At 42.2% G+C, this 19,002-nt stretch carries 10 protein-coding genes; 7 read left to right on the top strand and 3 right to left on the bottom strand.

The genetic code is table 11. From position 1 onward, the window contains the following. The 7 genes from DTQ70_RS00720 (at position 1) to DTQ70_RS00690 (ending at position 10,297) form a co-directional block, all read left to right on the top strand. Positions 1 to 1,680, top strand: coding sequence for a hypothetical protein (locus DTQ70_RS00720; RefSeq protein WP_122929028.1), 1,680 nt, complete (start codon positions 1 to 3; stop codon positions 1,678 to 1,680). 120 nt (positions 1,681 to 1,800) lie between these two features. After that, entirely contained in the window at positions 1,801 to 2,724 is a 924-nt protein-coding gene (locus tag DTQ70_RS00715; RefSeq protein WP_122929027.1) for a transketolase family protein, read from the top strand. Between the two features lie 9 nt (positions 2,725 to 2,733). After that, entirely contained in the window at positions 2,734 to 4,353 is a 1,620-nt protein-coding gene (locus DTQ70_RS00710) for a hypothetical protein (protein ID WP_122929026.1), read from the top strand. Continuing rightward, the gene (locus DTQ70_RS00705) at positions 4,347 to 5,468 is read left to right on the top strand and encodes an acyltransferase (RefSeq protein WP_122929025.1); all 1,122 of its coding nucleotides are present in this window, start codon (positions 4,347 to 4,349) and stop codon (positions 5,466 to 5,468) included. The genes DTQ70_RS00710 and DTQ70_RS00705 overlap by 7 nt, the downstream gene beginning before the upstream one ends. A gap of 141 nt (positions 5,469 to 5,609) precedes the next feature. Further along, positions 5,610 to 6,356 carry a glycosyltransferase family 2 protein gene (locus tag DTQ70_RS00700; RefSeq protein ID WP_122929024.1) on the top strand — a complete coding sequence of 249 codons (747 nt, stop codon included), beginning with the start codon at positions 5,610 to 5,612 and terminating at the stop codon, positions 6,354 to 6,356. A gap of 189 nt (positions 6,357 to 6,545) precedes the next feature. After that, entirely contained in the window at positions 6,546 to 9,272 is a 2,727-nt protein-coding gene (locus DTQ70_RS00695; protein WP_164489790.1) for a hypothetical protein, read from the top strand. 11 nt (positions 9,273 to 9,283) lie between these two features. Continuing rightward, positions 9,284 to 10,297, top strand: a complete 1,014-nt coding sequence (locus DTQ70_RS00690; RefSeq protein WP_122929022.1) for a hypothetical protein — start codon at positions 9,284 to 9,286, stop codon at positions 10,295 to 10,297. A 34-nt stretch (positions 10,298 to 10,331) separates the two neighbouring features. Here the strand turns inward: DTQ70_RS00690 and DTQ70_RS00685 are convergent, their stop codons facing one another. The 3 genes from DTQ70_RS00685 to DTQ70_RS00675 form a co-directional block, all read right to left on the bottom strand. Then, the gene (locus DTQ70_RS00685) at positions 10,332 to 11,378 is read right to left on the bottom strand and encodes a Wzz/FepE/Etk N-terminal domain-containing protein (RefSeq protein ID WP_122929021.1); all 1,047 of its coding nucleotides are present in this window, start codon (positions 11,376 to 11,378) and stop codon (positions 10,332 to 10,334) included. A gap of 10 nt (positions 11,379 to 11,388) precedes the next feature. After that, entirely contained in the window at positions 11,389 to 13,692 is a 2,304-nt protein-coding gene (locus DTQ70_RS00680; protein WP_122929020.1) for an SLBB domain-containing protein, read from the bottom strand. Between the two features lie 140 nt (positions 13,693 to 13,832). Further along, positions 13,833 to 18,923: a T9SS type A sorting domain-containing protein gene (locus DTQ70_RS00675; protein WP_122929019.1), complete on the bottom strand. Its 5,091-nt coding sequence runs from the start codon at positions 18,921 to 18,923 to the stop codon at positions 13,833 to 13,835. Between the last annotated feature and the right edge of the window lie 79 nt (positions 18,924 to 19,002).

Genomic DNA, 19,002 nt, shown 5'->3' with positions numbered 1-19,002 from the left:
ATGAAACCTCTTTACGTGTGGCTATCATTGATAGCCATTATCTCTGTTTTTGGCATTTTTATTGGGTATTTCGCCGTGGATCTTCCTCAAGGAGATGACTTTGATTTGATTCTCCACTTCTTGACGAACTACCTTACCAATGCTCACACACTCTACGACAAATGGAGCCTGCTAACGGCTCAGTTTGTTGAACACAGGCTGTTTTATACGCGTTTTGTGGTATTGGGTCAGTATTTACTTACGGGTAGCGTTTCTTTTTATCTCATTATCCTCATTGGAAATCTTTCTTTGGTAGGGATACTTTACATTGTTTACCGACAATTACGTCGGGCCAACCTACCTGTCCATTTCCTGCTTCCTGCTGCCCTCATTGTGTTTCAACCGTCTTATTCGTTCGATGGTGTGTTATGGCCTGCGGCTACGTTGGCCTACAATTCAGTGGCGTTTTTTGCCATTCTCACCATTCACTGGCTTTCTACCTCTAAGCCTGTCAATTTTTGGTTAGCTATCGGTAGCGCCCTTCTTTGTACTTATACCTTTGGCAACGGAATGCTCATTTGGGGGGTAGGACTCCTGCTTCTTTGTTTGCAAAAAAGATGGAAAGACACCGCTTTTTGGATGGGTGCAATTGGGCTTGTAATGGCGATGTATTTTTCGGATTACGTTCATTACCAAACCCGCAACAACCCACTTTCACATCTTCTCGAACATCCACTATATGTAGTCATTAACTTTTTTGTATTTACAGGTTCGGCGCTCAACTGGAGCGAACAATGGCCTAAAAACCTCGCTTCCGATGATTATTGGTCTATTGTAGCTGGGATTTTGATTACTTGTCTTTATCTATTTTTGCTTTACAAAGTATTTGTCAGCTTTCTCCAAAAATCACCCGATACGGATAAAACACTTAGTCGTTATCGGATTTTCATTGTGGGAGTTTTAACATTTATTATCCTCACTGGCTTATTATTAACCACCGCTCGGGTGCATCGTGACGACATTCTTATGCACATCAATCGTTATCGGGTTCATTCGGTTGTGGTGCTGGTCGTTTCGTACATGTATCTTATTCCGTGGCTGCAATCTAAGCGACAAAGCTTTCTTGTAGTTACTTCTATGACACTTTTCTTTGCGGTTCTTTCCTATTTTTGTTTTTACAACATTTTTGATTTTTACAAACGCAACTTCACTGCTGGTCAGTTCAACTGGCAACAAAATAACGAATGGTTTATCTACCGAGATACTGCCTATTGGGAAGGTGCTTCAAAATTGGTACTAAATGAAGCAAAAAAAGTCAAGACTTACGAAGTCCCTACGTCAGCTTTCAAAGCCTTACCCGTCTCTGATTCAACCCAAAGTTTAGAAATCAAATTAGACCCACAAGCGAAAGAACTTCATCTCAGAGGCTTTGCCAGCGATTTGTCATCCATCGGCCATCAAAACGATTATTATTTTGTATTTAAGAACCTATCTACCAACAAAATATACTTGGAAGCATCGCATTATGACCATCGAAGTTTTCGTTTGGTGCTGATGGGTAATCCGTACTATTACGGGAATTTTAACACCTTTATTACCTACGCGCATTTTCCCAAAGGTAAATACCAAATAGGCTACGCCCAGATAAATGCTCAAAATGAGCTTTCTTATCACTGGCAAGCTTCGTACTTTGAGCAATAAAGTAATACATTCCCCACGAATTCACTTCTGCGTATTTGGGTAACCTTCCGAATTTCGCTTATTTTGTGGTAAGTTTTCTGAGATTCCTGTGTTCTTTCACGGGAAAAATAGCTATACATCATGCGTAAAGAATTTTCAGCCGCTATTGAAAAATTGGCCCTTGCCGATGAATCGGTCGTGTTTATAACAGGTGATTTGGGCTACAATGCCCTCGAAAACCTCCAAGAAAAACTAGGAAAACGCTTCATCAACGCGGGGGTAGCCGAACAAAACATGGTCGGAGTAGCAGCAGGAATGGCCTATCGCGGCTACAAAGTTTTTTGTTACAGCATTGCTCCTTTCGTGGTCTATCGCTGTTTGGAACAATTCCGCAACGACGCTTGCCTGCACAACCTTCCCGTTTTTCTGGTAGGTAACGGCGGTGGCTACGGCTACGGCATCATGGGAAGCACTCACCATGCCATCGAAGATTTGGCTTGTTTGAGTAGTCTTCAAAATGTAAAAACGTGGATTCCTGCTTTTAGCGATGAAGTTGAATTTTCATTGACGACAATATTAGAAGAAAAACGTCCCGCCTATTTACGGCTTGGCGTAGGTGGCCTTACGCCTGAAGGTTCTGTGCTGTCAGGTTCCCTAAAAAAAATCCACCAAAGTACCCAATCTACTACGGCAATCGTTGCGTTAGGTCCGATTGTTTCCAATGTCCTGAAGGCACTCCCGCAAACTGAGTTAGCCGATGAGTGTAACATTTATACAGCGCTTACACTTCCTCTTGAGCTTTCTCCCTCTACCATCGAAGAATTACGTCAAGTCGATACCATTTTGGTCGTTGAGGAACACGTAAGCATTGGTGGGCTTGCGCAGCAGCTTTCAGTAAAATTGTTGGAAGCTGGCGTACATCCACGTAATTTTAAATCACTCTCAGCCCAAGGATACCCCGACGGACTCTATGGCAGCCAAAGTTACCATCAGGCACAATCGGGTTTGGATTCTGCCAACATTGTTCGCACGCTTCACTCCTTTAGTCACTCATTAAGTCGCTAAACGGGTTTTATGAACAAACGAGCCATCGCTTCTTTAGTGGTTACAATGGCGCTGATATTTGCTTACTATCAGCTTTGGCATCGTTATGCCATCAATATTCCCAAATGGGACGACCATGCGCTCAAAGCGACGGTACTTAATTTTGAAAAAGCCGAAAGTGTTGGGGGCAAACTTTACGAACTCTATCGCCAGCACAACGAGCACCGTATTGCATTGACTCGCCTTGTTACGGTCATTGATTATAAAATCTTCGGACACATCAATTATGAACATTTGATGTTTTTTGGCAACCTCGCCTTACTCTTAATTTGGTGGTTGCTTACGCGCTTTTTCAAACCCCTTCAAGGCGCGGTTTGGTATGCCCTTCCCATTGCTACGTTTTGGTTTTCGTTGGCGTTTTGGGAAAATGCGTTTTGGGGAATGGCAGCGGTACAAAATATTTGGGTTGTTGCGTGGGCCATGCTTACCTTTTGGAAACTCAGCCGTGCCGATGCCTACTGGTGGTGGGCGCTTCCCACGGCTTTTATGGGTCTCTTTACCAGCGGAAATGGCCTGTTTGTGATGCCACTTGCTTTAGGTATTCTTTTGCTCCAAAAACGCTGGAAAATATCACTCATTTGGCTGGCTTTCAGCACCTTTTGTATTTTGCTTTATTTTTGGGACTACCAACGCCCTCCTACCGACCTAAGCGCAACAGGGAGTATCAAAGAATTTATTCGTGGCTACTTGCTTTTTTGTGGTTCATTGACCGAAAGTTTACCCTTTGGCAACTTTCCCACCCAAATGCCTGTCTGGTTTGGTGCACTTACGATTTTTGTAAGTTTTAGTATGTTGCTTTATATTTTACGCAGCTACTGGAAACGGAATTTTGAGCTCGACTCTTTTGACTATTTTTACGTGGGCGGTGTTCTTTTTGCTTTGGGAACGGCACTTATTGTAGTGTATTCACGGGCTGGACTTGGGGCAGAAATCATGCTTACCAGTCGATATAAATTATATTCTGCCTTACTACTAAGCTTTAATGTCGCTTATCTAACGCGCTTGGCACACCCTCGCTTCCGCGAAGTGATGACGATGACATTTGTTGTTGGGGCGGCTTATCTTTTTGCTTGCAATCAGCATTACCACCTGTACGACACGATTCAATTACGAAAATACAACGTCACCAGCTGTTTCAACTGGCGTAATGATGGCATCACCTCTAGTGCTATTTATCGAGCTCCTTCGTTGTTTTTGGAGAATATTTCCATTCCCAAAGATTCGGTGTTTACGGGTCAGGCGTGTTTGGTCAAAAATAATTCTTTTGAATTGATTCAACCCGAATATCGTCTCTACGACCTTCGCGATGGCGGCCTCTATATCGTACTTTCCAATGCCCAACATCAGTATGTATTTCCGACTTGGCAAGCCCGTAAACATTCATTTAGAAATATCTTTAATTACAAACGCTACTTCATCAAAGGCTCAAAAGCCATTGTACCTCCCCCATCGTCAGATATAAAACCTGGTACGTATAAAGTACGTTGGTTGCATTTTGACCGACAAGGAAAGCTTTATTTTGAAGATGCAAAATGCAGTGTCGCGACGTTCCAACCAGCTCAACAACAAAACATTAAGACAAATTGGTAAAACATCAAGATAACTACCTCGTCCAACTCGACGGATTGCGTTTTATAGCAGTTGCCCTCGTTTTGTGGGACCACTGGATGCCCGAACCTCACTCGCTCCCGTTTGGGAAATTAGGCGTAAACCTCTTTTTTGTTTTGAGCGGTTTTCTCATCGCTCGGATTTTGCTCAGTAGCAAAGATAAAACGTACGGCACAGAAGGCGGTTTGGGTGCATATTTAAAGAAATTTTACATCCGTCGAACCATTCGGATTTTCCCCATCTATTACCTGTCGCTGATTGTCCTTTGGTTGCTCCACGACCCCTCCGTTCGTGGGAAAGAAGGCTGGCAATTTTTGTATGCTTCTAACATTTACATTGTTCTCAAAAAAACGTGGTTAGGCGTTACTGACCATTTTTGGTCATTGGCCGTAGAAGAACAGTTTTACATCTTTTTCCCGCTGCTTATTTTCTTCATTCCCCGTCGCTACGTGGTTTCATTTTTTAGTATTCTCATTGTCTTTAGTGTTCTTTTACGAGCTTACTTTTGGCAAACAAATGAGCCTTGGTACGTTTCTTACGTAACTATGCCAACGGCTTTGGATGCCTTTGGAGTGGGAGCACTAATGGCCTACGCCCAGCTCTATCACCGCCCATTTTTTCAAAAAACATTCAGCAATCGCTGGTATTTAGGAATCAGCTTTTTGGCACTTGCGGGCATTTTTGTGTTATCACGCCAACAAACCTTGGCAGGTGTAACCCAAGACCAAAACCTATACATTGCCATTTGGGAGCGATTTTTTGCCTCCATTTTCTTTACATTTCTAATTGGAGGTGGCATTATTGGGTACAAAGGGTGGTTTAAATGGTTTTTAGAGCACCCTGTCAGCAATTACCTTGGGAAGATTAGCTACGGACTTTATGTATATCATAATTTTGTGTATAATCATTACCATTCACCCGACTTTCATCCTACGGTTCGGTTATTTAACAAACTAAGCCGTACCTTCCCCGACTTCGGAAACATGCACTTTGTTCAGTTTGTCATACTCTTTGTACTCACTACCATCGTTGCCTCCGTTTCGTGGTTTCTTATTGAAAAACCTATCAACAACCTCAAAGACAAATACGCTCCTTAACAGAACCTACCATAAAATAAATCCTTAACGAGGAAAGATAGGCCAATCGCCTTTTTTTGAGTAGTTTTGGGAAATTTTTAACCATAGAATCGTTCCGTTCGCACCCTTGTGCGTCTTAACATACAAATCCCCCAAGCAATAATGAGCCTTTATTTCTCAATTGTGATGCCTGCTTATAATGAAGAAGAGTGTATTGAGCAGGTAGTAACTATGTGGACTTCCTTCCTCAAAAATACCTTCCCAGGCAAAGAGACCAAACTCATTGTTATCAATGATGGCTCAAAAGATGGTACAAAGCAAATTCTTGACCGTATCGCTCCAGCCATTGACAACCTTTACGTTGTACACCAACCCAACGGCGGGCACGGCAATGCGGCAGTAAACGGTTACCGTAAGGCAGTTGAACTTAATTCTGAATGGGTATTCCAAACCGACAGCGACGACCAATTTGTCACAGAAGATGTAACTAAACTGTGGGCAAAACGCAACGAATCTAATTTTATCATGGGCTATCGCCAAGTTCGCTTCGACGCCCCTGCTCGTTTGGTCATTACCCGTATTTTAAAATACACGATTTTCTTTGCTTACGGAACTTTCATCAACGATGCCAATATTCCATTCCGTCTTATCAAAGGAAGTTATCTAAAAAAACTTTTAGCCCAACTCCCCAATCCAGAACCATTTGCGCCTAACATTTTCTTGGCAGTAATGGCTAAAAAAGCGGGAGAAAAAACATTTGATATACCAATTACTCACAAAGAGCGTTTGACTGGAACAGTTTCTATCTTGCGTTGGAAACTAATCAAAGTTTGTATTCAAAGCTTTAAGGAGTTGTTGAACTTCCGTTTGGACCTCAACAGCAAAGTACGAGCTATCAAAGCTTCTTGAGTTGTTTGCTATTTGGGGTTTTGAAGTTTGCTGTTTATCAGCGTTACGCTGTTTAAAGTTTTTTTGTTTCCCGTTTGAAAGAATTGGGGATTCCTAAAATATCAAACCGTGTCGAATCTGTGTCATTCGGGTGCTGAAATCGTCGATAATAGCACTCGGATGAAAGATGGTACAGTACCGTAAACTTCCATGAATAGAAGAGGCATCATAGTTGCCATTTCATTGGTGATTTTATTAGCAGGCTGGTGGGGTTTTCAGCGTTGGCAAATGTATTCGGCAACCGTCTGGAAACTTTTACCCGAAAACGCATTTTTAGTCCTGCAAAGCCAACGAATTCAAGACACTACCTTTAAAGTCCAGAAAGGTGGCATCGAAATGCGCGAAGTACCTCTTCTTAACCTTGCAGCCAATCAAATCGACCACTTTCGCCTTTTGAGCGACGATAGCACCAAAGCCGATAAATTGCTCAAAAACCGCGGAATCACCTACGTTCTTCAAAAAACATCAAGCGGTCGATTTGTCTATTTGGTTTTTCTCCCTCTGGATGCTTTCCAGTCTTACAATTGGCTGGAAACCCCCACATCTTCCAAAGTGCGGGTTACGTCCCACTTACACAGTGGTCAAAAAATCTACGACGTTACAACTCCAACATCTGACCCAATTTTTGCCTATACGCGTTTTAATAACTTTATCGTATCCTGTATTTCTGGCGACGTGCTCGAAGATTGGATTCGCTACGCAACAAGTCCATTACGCACCACCCGACCAAGCCGCTTTGAAACGATTAAAGACGATGCCAGTGAATTAAGTATTTTTCTTGACAACACGCTCCTCTCTGATGTTTTGCGGCGCGACGTCTCCACTAAATCGGATGCTGGTCTGCTCTATTTTCTTTCTTTTCTACCTAGTATTGAGAGCCTACACCTCGACCCCATCTTTTCAAGTAAAAACACGACCCTCACCTCAAAAGGAAAAAAAATAAAAGTAGAAGGCTACCTTGATGCTCTCAACGACCAAAAAGCGAGCCCGTTTAAAAATACCTTTTTTATCCCCAACAATACGGCCATCATGTACCGCCTTGGGTTTGATGATGCAGGTCTGTTTACACGAAAGTTACGGGGACAACTTCAAAGCCTTTCTGCAGATTCTATCAACCAATCTCGGTCCGCACTCCAATCATTGATTAGTGCCAGCCGCATTGACTCATTTTATCGTTTTTCTCACAAAGAGCTTATTCTTTGTCAACTAGAGCCCAACAACGTCCTCACCAAAGGCCAAGTAATTCTGCAACAAATAAGTCCTAGTGCCTCTTTAGAGCCATTTATTCGGCGTTTAGCTATTCTTTTAAACAAAAATAAAGGGTTGCCCATCGAGCCTTTTCAAGGAGGAAAAGTATATAGAATCGATTGGAATGAACTTCCTGCGGTACTATTCGGAGGGCTTTTTAAAGGTTTCCCAAAATGTTATGTGGCTTTTCACAAAAACTTTGTCGTCTATGCCAACGATTCACAAGTACTCAAGGACTACCTCATTGACCTCGAATACCAACGTACTTGGGCAAATTCGGCTGTTTATAATGCTTTTTTTGACAAAACCTTTCGGGCTTCCAACTTTACTTTTGTCATCAATCCGCGTAAAAGCAAAGAATACATGGGTAGTGGCTTTATGAATTATCTTTTTAAAGCCCTCAATTATGACATTACCGAACAATTGCCCTTTGACCAGCTTGTTTTTCAAAGTGCTTACAAAAAATCACGGGCTTATTCTTCCCTTACTTTTGGGCGTCTTAGTAAGGCATCTAGTGCTAAAATTTTGAATAAAGTATTCCTACAGCAAGAACTTGAAATCCCAGAAGCTCCTTCGGGGGGGATTTTTACCGTCCGTAATTATCCCAATGGAATGGAAAAGGTAATCATCGCAACTGCAAGCAACGAATTACTGAACCCACTTGCCGAAGAGAAAAAACGGAAAATTGCAAAACTAGATGCCCCCATCGTAAGCGATATTTATTCGGTTGATTTTTTGAGTGTAGGCCGCCTTCAATACGTTTTTGCTACCGAAAAAAGCCTCAATGTAGTTGACGAAGACGACCAACAGCGGTACATGACCATTCCTTCGATTCGGCTACCATTGGGACGAAAAATTAGAAGCCTCCAACAACTTGAAAGTGGAATTGAGGGTAGTTTTCGTTTTTTGGTTATTGATACCTACGGGTTTTTATATCTGTGGAATAGCCCTACACAGCCTCCGATTTTGCTCAACACGTCTCGCCCTTTTGCTGATTTGCTACTTCCCATTCAGGAAGTCGAATACCAAAGCAAACGTCATTTTTTATTCACTCAAAGCACGGGGCAGATTGGCCTCATCAACGAGTCGGGCGTCATTCCAGAGCCCTACAAAATCGACTTTAAAACCAATTTATCAGGACCATTTTTTGGTGTTTTTCTGCCTGAAAACAATTCAACACAGCTCATCGGTGTAACCAAATATGGCGAATTTATTGAAAATACACTTACAGGAAAGACCATCGATCGACGTCAGCTTTTCCGCACCGACCCAACTTCGTTTTTCCGTGCCAAAGCAGCCCCTAACAATCGTGACTGGCTACTTTTCCGTGAATCAGAAACACAATTTGCCGTGTTGGATAAAAAAGGGAACGAACTCTTTTCAGCAAAGGGGCTTATAGCCGCCAAAAACCAAGTTCAATACCATTATCTCGGTTCTGAAGTAAAGTTTTTGAGTGTAAAGTCAGGGAATTACACCACCCTTTATGACCTCAAAGGGTATCAGATTGGCGACAAACCTTTCCCAAGTGAGTACCCGGTTCGCATTAACCTTGTCGAAGGTTACAACAAGCTATTAATTTACGGCTTCGCGAACAAGAAAATACAAGTTTGGTCGCTCAAACTACGATAGTTACCGAATTCATGAAGATTTTTTTAAAATATCTACTCCTATTTGTTGGGGCACTGCTTTGGGTAGTCGGATGCGTCCCTACGTTTCGTAAAACGGCTTTTGAATGGGGTTTAACGAAAGATTCTTACCGTTATGGGGATTTGTATCGTTTGTCCAATTTACCCCAATTCAAAGAAAAACAGCTACCTTGTAGCAACACACCACGCTTCGACTCCCCAACTGATTCAACTGCTTTATACATCATTGGCGATAGTTTTACGGAACACCAGCGCGTTGGACAGCAAGATTTCAACGTTGGAGCTTACACCCGTATCCACTGGAACGAAACCGAAACAATTCAACTTGATACTTCACGGCGAAATATTCTGGTTCTACAAACGGTAGAACGGCATTTTCGAGAGCACTTCGCGACCGAAGTACGTAATTTTACCTTTGGCCCCAAACAACCAAAAGTAAGCGGATTTTCATTTGAAAATTGGGTGGCGGGAGTATATCAGAGTTTTGAAGAAACCTTAAAGGAAAGCGAAGAATCTTTGACTAGCTTTCTTTTTTCTGGCGATTTTTTTCTGACTTTGAAAGAATGGAAAGCCTACTTAAACCTACAGTGGTTTGGGAGGCACAACGACCAAGTAGCCCTTTCTTCTGATAAAACGCAATTACTTTTTGTTTGGGACACCGACTCTAGCCGTATTACATCTTCTTTCAAGCTTTTACCTGATACTGAGCTAAAAACGCTCATTCAACAAGTTAATAAGACCCGAGAGTATTACAAATCGCTTGGTTTTGATGAAGTATATCTTTCTATTATTCCCAATAAGACAAGCATTGTCTCACCCACCTTGGGACCTTACAACCACCTCACTGAGCGCGTGCAACGTGATTCTCTTCTTCAAACTCCCTTTATTGATGTTTGGACTCCGTATTCTCAGCAACCAACCACCGTTTACAGCCTAAGTGACACCCACTGGAGTTGTACAGGGCGGGCGATTTGGTTGGAAAAAGTAAACGGGGTACTTTCATTTTGATGAAAATACCCCGTTTGGTAACTTACTTTTATTTTCAATTGAATACTTGCTTGTAGTTTTTCTTTCGGATTAATGCTATTAATACCCCAAAAAAACCACCTATCAAGCCTGATATCGCTACAATTACGCTTCTACGGGGCTCAGATTTACGCGTTGGTGCTGTAGGCGGTTCCAGTACTTTAATAACTGGAGTTTCTTGATGAAGCTTAATTTTCGCCTCTTCGTATTTTGTCAACAATGAATTATAAAAGTTGGATGACGTATTGTATTCTGCCTGAATTCGCTCTCGCCTAACATCGGCAGCTTGTAACCTGATGGTGTTGGCCTGAAATTGGTCACTATACTGTGCTTTTTTTGCTTGATTTGAATAGTACTTACCCCTTGCTATTTCCAAACGTTCTGCCAAGAAGTCCACCTCTCTCCTATTTTTTTGAGTACGGTAATTAATTACATACTCTGTCAAATAGTCCATTGAAAATTTAGCTACGGTTGCCGCAACTACAGGATCAGGTAACTTGACGCTGATACTTATTACCCCTGCTTTACGATCATACGTACTAAATATTCGCTTCCTCAAATCTTTGATACGATTCTCGTTTATGCGATTCAATACATAAAATCCTTTGGCCTCTACATTGAACTTTTTTAATAAAGTCGTATCTATTTCCTCATTTTCTTCCACTACTCGGTGATAGAACTCCTCGAATGTCAATTTTTGATTTGTTCGAGTTACCACGGGTTGTTTCATCAAGTCCAAATAAAAGGTCGTACTTTTAAGCACTTCTGGGTATAAATCTGGGCGAATTGCTTCTGTAGCATTTTTTAAATCAATCCCACTCAGGCCTAAAGCTCCTGCAAGACTTCCTAGCGAACCTGAAGCTGATGGTGGTATTTCAGGAAGAATTTTGCCTTGAGATTCAAACTCCTCTTGAATCGAAAATGCATAGTACCCTCCACAAAAGGTAGCTAAAAGCCCCAATAACATTATAATCCATTTTTCTTTCCAAATAACAGCCCATAGCTTTCCCAAATTTATAAAGGCTTTTGGCTCATGTTCATCTAAATAACCCTCTTCTTTCATCAATCAAGTACTAGTTTAGTGTTCTAATTAAAGTGATAATCAAGACAGTTGCCGACGTTAAACCTGTAAATAAGGATAGCCGTTCTGCTGAATTTAGACGATTTTTCTTGGGACGCGTAGGTACATACACCTGCATTCCACGTTCCACCTTTGGATAAAATTTCATTCCCAGAAATTTCTTAGTGCGAGAAGTCAACCCATTAGAATAAACCGCGTATACTTTCGCTGTGTGAGCACTATCTGTAAATCCTCCTGCTTGGGTAATGTAACTTTTAAAGCTAAACTTAGGGTTAAATGCCACCACATTTGGGTTAAATACCTGACCATTGATTGTGACAGTTTCTGGTATTTTAGGAACTATAAGCTCATCCCCTGGCAACAGCAAAAGGTTATTAGAGTGCTTTGGGTTCTTCAAAATTTGGGTAATATCCATTGCAATTAAGCGACCATTTCTTGTGAATTGAATGCCTGGTAGATAGGCTTCTTCGCGAAAGCCTCCAGCACGTTCAATTAGATTGCTAATTCGTTCTTCACGGTTTGCAATTACATAGGTGCTTGGATAAAGCACTTGTCCCTTTATACTCACCAATTGTTGAGGTAAATAATTAGGTAAACTCCGCACGATTACCTCATCATAGGGCTTTAGCACAATGGTAGAAACTTCGCTTAACTCCTTAGAAATATCATATTTAGTTACTTCCACTGTTTCACTTTTGGTTTCATCATTATACAAACGACGCGACAACTCAATCCCTTTTCCAGTAGCTCCATCCGTAAAACCTCCCGCCAGCAATATCAAATCTTGCAAGGTCATTTTCTCTGCAAAATCAAACACACCTCCACTATTTACGGCACCTTGAATTCCTACAGTTTGTACTTGACGAGTTTCCGAAATCGACTTGATGACCAACACATCTTCTCGTTTGAGTAGAATATCCTCCCCTTCATTTTTAAACAATTGATCCAAATTAATTTGAATCAATTCAGGGTCCAAATTTTCACGTTTTCTTTTCAATACCGCCCTGTTACGGAAGGCGTCTTCCCGCAATCCTTCCGCTTTTTTAATCAGTTGTTTTACCGTCTTGATTTCATCACTTAAAGCAAATTCCCCTGGACGAAAAACAGCACCGACGACTTCTACTTTATTTTCAAAGCGGTTTAAAATCGTCCCAACCACCAATTTATCTCCATTTTGAAGGCTAAATTGGCTTTGAGCGATTGGGTCAAATGTTATCAATTGTCTTTCTTTGGGCGTGTTACGATATACATTCACCGACGCTTGGTACGATTGCTCGGTATAACCTCCAGCATAACGTAATAGCTCCCCAAAATTCTCATTGGTCTTCAACTCAAACGTCCCACTTCTTTTTACTTCCCCTTCAATCTCTGCCTTTTTAGCTGCTATCGGTATCAAAATGACGTCCTGATCTCTCAAATTGATATTCTCTGATAGTGTACCTTTCATCAAAAACTCGTATAAATCAATCTTTTGAATGACCTTGTTGCTCCTAAGTACTTGTATTTCCCGCATTGAGCCATTCCCATTAGGGCCGCTGCATAAATAAAGTGCGTGGAACGCCGTCGCTAATGAAGAAACCGTGAATGTTCCAGGATTAGTGGCCTCACCAATGACAGTTACTTTTATACTTCTCACATTTCCCAAAGTCACATCTACATTCAACGTTCCATTTCTAAGTCCTGCGTAGAGGATTTTTAAACGTTCAATAATTTTACTCTTTGCTTGTTCTATTGACAAACCATTCACAGACAAAGGACTCAAGCTTTCTATTTTAATCGTCCCTTCAGGCGAGACCCTTGCATCGTAATGCTGATATGCATATCCAGTGATGTCTATTCGAAGTTCATCATCTGGACCTAAAATATAATCTTTAGGAGTTGGTAATCGCAAATTTGGCTCAAACGACAACGACTTATTAGAGAATAGTTGCGCCCCAAATACATCCTTCTTTTTCCCAACTTCTTGGTCATTGCCTACGGGAGTTGGTGTTTTTTCTGAAACCTGCCCCTGTTGCTGACGAACGGTATTATTCACATTCGTAGGAGTAGAACTTTCCGTTTTTACTTTTAGGGTGTTAATTCTAGCCCGAATTTTTGCAATATCCGCTTCACTATAGCCTCTTGCCAATGCCCCTGCTTCTAGTTCAGCTTGTGATAAGCCCTTGCTTTGGGCCACTTTGATAAATTCTTCTAATTGTGCATCGGTCACTTCGTCCGCAGCTGGCAATGCTTGTGAATACGCGAAATGACATATTAAAAACAGAAGGGATACCCAACAATACTTTCTAAAACGCATGAATTTCAATAGGTTTATTAACTGGCGTTTCACTAAAAACGCCCCTACAAAGGTAGTGGGGTTTCGGATAGTTTACAAGTACTAAAAACAGAAAGCCCCGCAAGTTGCGGGGCTTTCGTTCGTATGAATCGTCTCGACGATTAGTCTTGAGATACTTTCAATACTTTCAAAGATGCACGCTTAGAAGGAGTGCTAACTTGGATGAAGTACATACCAGTATTTTGGCTAGTCATGTCGATTTCTTCACGGTGAGTGTTAGTTTCAGGAGTTACTGAAGAAACTTTGATAGAACGGCCAGAGGCGTCAACCAAGTTCAACTTCACATCTTGACCTTTAGCACCGTTGATTGTCAATGACAACGTACGAGTTACTGGGTTTTGACCCATTGTCACGAATGGAGCTTCAGTATTTTCAGTTACGCCCTCACGAGCTGCACCTGAACCGATACCATTTTGTGATTGGATACGGAACCAGTACTCTTGGTATGCCAATTGTGTACCTTGAGCTGTACGTACGGCTGGGTAAAGCCCCATACCTTTTTCGCTCCAGTAACGGATGCTCAATTTGTACAAACCTTTTGGCAAGCCTTGAGTGTACTTAGGCTCACTTGTAAAGCCATACGCTCCGTGGTTGTGCGCATACAATTCTGTGAAACCATCACGGTTAGCATACATCAAGTATGGTGCATTGTTTTCAACAGTGTTGTACGAGTATGGTACACCAGCTTCTGGTGTCACTAACATATCGTAAGAAATAGCACCTGTTGTTCCCAAAGCACATGACTCAACGTGTACAGTCCAGAAACGATCCGCTCCTTTGTTAGGATTCTCAGTGAAGAATACTGAAGGATTACCTTGTGAGCTGCTTTGCAATGATGGACCTGCATCAACAGTTACAAAGTTAGCTGCCCAAGCAGATTTTGGTACGTTTGAGCCAGGCTTAACCCCTGAAAGTGGAGAACCGATATTGATAATTGTAATATCGAATGTTTTCCAAACTACTGTAGTAGTAGCACTTACTGGAGACTCACAAGTTGTACTTCCTACAGTGATTGCACACTTCGCAGTTACGGCACGTACTTGTGGCACAGCCGATACCAATGGCAACGCATTACCAGTATCACCTGTACTCCACTTAACAACAGAGCCTGCTGGGCAGTTAGTAGTAAGTGTTACGTTTACACCAGTACATACTTCTGTTCCACCTATTGAAGTGATCGTTGGAGCCATTGAATTACCAACCACTGTCAACGACGTAGTCGCACTCGCTGGGCTCATACATCCACCACCATTCACACACTTAGCATAGTAAGAATATGTACCAGGAGTAGTTGGAGTCATTGATGGCAATGAAAGCAACTGAGTATTTGTCGTTGCATCGAACCATACAGTTGCCAAAGCACCACAGCTTGAGCTTCCACCGAATGCAACTGGAGCAGATGCACTACATACAACAGCAGGAACAACATTTGCAGTTGGAGCTGTAGTCAATACTGGATATGCTGTTAAACTCATAACACCTGACTCAGGTCCATCACAAGCTGAAGCGCCTGAACCAGCTTGGCAACGAACGCGATAGTTGTGTTTAATACCATCTGTAACCACTGATGGTATAGTTGCAGAATAAACATTTCCATCTACACTTACAAGCATAGTTTCACCCGATGGGCAACCAGTAAAGGTAATTGCGGCACCAGTTGTGCTACAAATAACTTTATCTTGGCCGACATTAACCGTAGTACCTTCTGCAGTCAAAGATACTCCAGTTGGAGTACTACCTTGAGGATTAACTGTGAAAACTACCGTAGTACGAGGGCCTTCACACGTATTACCTACTGTGTTACGGCACGAGACAGTCCAAGTTGTTGTAGCAGCTGGTTGAGTATTTGGCTGAGGTACAACAAGATTATCTTTATCATACCATACAAGTACCTGTGTATTTACTGCACAAGTTAATGTATTTAATAATACACCACCTACACTAGTATTTGCACAAACTGCACTTGGTTGCAATGGAGTAGCACCCGTAAATGTAGGAGCTGCAGGCAAAGCATTTGCTGTAACAGTAACACCTGAACTTGCCGCACTATAGCACTTATCGAACATACACTTCACTTTATATGTACCTGTAGTAGCTGCATATCCAATCGTTGCAGGTGACGTACCCGCAGCCTTAGAAGCAACTAAGATAGTATCGTTCTTATAAAGCTCCAAAGTAGCTGTTGATGGGCAAGTATGACCAACTGTAAATGTAACAGTTTCACCAGCACAAATTGTTGTTGCCGAAGCTGAAAGCGTAGGCGTAGCCATCGGTGAATTTACAATAAATGTTGTTTGCGTCAATTCTGAGTAGCAAGTAGCACTTACTTCACAACGCCACATTGCAGTGTATGTTCCCGCGGTGTTCCAAGGAGCTGTTCCTGATACACTTACTAAATTAAGAGTTGCACCAGCTTCGCAACTTGCATAAACACCTGCTGCTTCCAATTGCGCCTCAGTCAACTGAGTACCCAAATGGCAAATTGAAGGAATAGCTTTCACAAGTGTTGGTTTGGCAACACCAGAACCCAATGTAAACGTTACTTCTACTCCTGTGCTTTCGCAAGTAGCATCTGTACACGTCACACGATATACGGTCGTTTTAGAAGGTACTGGAATCGGTCCAGAATAAGACGCTGTTACTAATACATTATCTGTAACATTCCAAATCTTGTAATTGTTACCAGCGCAGTCTCCACCAAAAGTAAGCGAAGCTGGCAATGAAGATGCACATGCAGTAACAGATGAACCTCCATTAATATTCACACCTGTTGGTGCTGCTGTCGCTGAGTAGATTGTATATGAATGGCTATATACACCTGATTTGCAACCATCTCTTTCACAGATAAATTGTACCGAACCTGAAGTAGTGTTGCTAAGTGGTCCATTAATCACTTTCAAAACAGCACCTGGATCAGCTGCGCATGATGCAAACCCACCTGCTTCAACTTCTTCAACAGTTAACTGCTTCTCGCCTGGACAAATGCTAGGAATGTTCTTAACAAAAATTGGCAAACTTAACGGGTTTTTAACAATGAACGTTGTTTGCGTCAATTCTGAGTAACAATCAGCACTTGATTCACAACGCCACATGGCAGTGTATGTTCCTGCTGTGTTCCATGGAGCTGTTCCTGATACACTTACTAAATTAAGTGTAAAACCAGGCTCACAACTTGCGTAAACACCTGGAGCTTCCAATTCTGCTTCCGTCTTTTGTGTTTCCAAATGACAGATAGATGGAATAGCAGCGGCAAGTACTGGTTTCGCAATAGCTGGGCTTACTGTGTAAGTTACTGTTACACCTGTGCTTTCACAAGTAGCATCTGTACAACTTACTTTGTACTCAGTAGTTTTTGTAGGAGCTGTAATTGGTCCAGAATAAGACGCTGTTACCAATACATTATCTGTAACATTCCAAATCTTGAAGTTATTACCTGCACAATCACCTGCGAAAGCGAGTGTTGCTGCTGTAGCAGGCGAAGAACACACGGTAACCGCTGTTGTTCCATTGCCTGTTGCTCCCGCGCGGCTACCTGTGATAGATACACCTGTTGGCGCTGCCGTTGCTGAATAAATCGTATATGAGTGACTATATACAGCTGATTTACAACCATCTCTTTCGCAGATAAATTGTACTGCACCTGAAGTAGTGTTGCTAAGCGGGCCATTGATCACTTTCAATACAGAACCTGGATCAGCTGCGCATGACGCAAATCCACCAGCCTCTACTTGCTCAACAGTCAACTGGTCTTTTCCTGGACAAATACTAGGAATGTTTTTAACAAAAATTGGAGCATTCAACGGATTTTTAACCGTAAACGTTGTTTGAGTCAGTTCCGAGTAACAAGTAGCACTCGTTTCACAACGCCACATCGCAGTGTAGGTTCCTGCTGTGTTCCATGGAGCTGTTCCTGATACACTTACCAAGTTAAGTGTTGTACCTGGGGCGCAACTTGCATAAACACCTGGCGCTTCTAATTGTGCTTCTGTCAATTGTGTTTCCAAATGACAAATGGATGGAATTGCAGCAGCAAGTTCTGGTTTCGCAATCGCTGGGCTTACTGTGTAAGTTACTTCTACACCTGTACTTTCGCAAGTAGCGTCTGTACACGTTACACGATATACAGTAGTACCAGATGTTGGTATAGGACTTATTGAACCACTTGTGTATGCTGCTGATACCAATGTATTGGTCGTAACATTCCAAATCTTGTAATTGTTACCCGCACAATCTCCACCAAAAACTAACGAAGCTGGTATTGCAGATGCACATGCAGTCACAGATGAACCTCCATTGATAGTCACACCTGTTGGTGCAGCTGTCGCTGAATAGATCGTATATGAATGGCTATACACACCTGATTTGCAACCATCTCTTTCGCAGATAAATTGTACTGCACCTGAAGTAGTGTTGCTAAGTGGGCCACTGATTACTTTCAATACAGAACCAGGATCAGCTGCGCATGACGCAAATCCGCCTGCTTCAACTTCTTCAACAGTCAACTGGTCTTCCCCTGGACAAATGCTAGGAATATTCTTAACAAAAATTGGAGCATTCAACGGATTTTTAACCGTAAACGTTGTAGTTTCGATTGGAGACTCACATACTCCAGAAACGCACTTATAGCCAATGGTATAGTCTCCTGCTGTATTCCAAGGAGAAGTTCCTGTGATGTAAGCAACAGTCAATGTTCCTGACGTACAATTTGCATACACATTTGGAGCTCCAAATTCTGCCAAGGTCTTTTGTGTTTCCAAGTGACAAATCGACGGAATCGGAGCCACAATCGTTGGCTTCGTAGGAGTTGCAACAACAGTGTTGTTGTTCAAAGGAGTGGCTGTACCATTAAAAGCACAACCTGCAGTTGTTCCTTTGGTAACATAGCGATAATAGACGGTTTTGCCTAAGGCAGCGGCTGGGATAACAACCGAACCAGCAGCTCCTCCTGGGACACTCCCAGCGGATCCTACTGCAAGCTCGGTACCGTCTGCTTCAAATAGTTGCAAGAAGACAGCTTCACCAGCACATCCACTAGCAACTATTGTTGGGCTACTTGGAGGTACGATGGTGGCGCCAACGCATTGCTGTCCAGCGGGTATTGCAGGAGCAGTAATACTTGTAACTTGCCCCCATGCACCCATCGCCACCATCAGCACAACACAAAACGAAAGTAAAGTTTTGATTGGTTTCATTTGGATTTGTTTATTGCTTTTCCCCACAAAAAGCACTTTGTGAATTTTTCTATTAACATCCAATGGGGAGGGATGATAA

The sequence above is a fragment of the Runella sp. SP2 genome (genome assembly GCF_003711225.1).
Taxonomy (GTDB): Bacteria; Bacteroidota; Bacteroidia; order Cytophagales; family Spirosomataceae; genus Runella.
The sequence above is the reverse complement of the archived record's forward strand: the minus strand, read 5'-3'. Positions and strand labels throughout refer to the sequence as shown.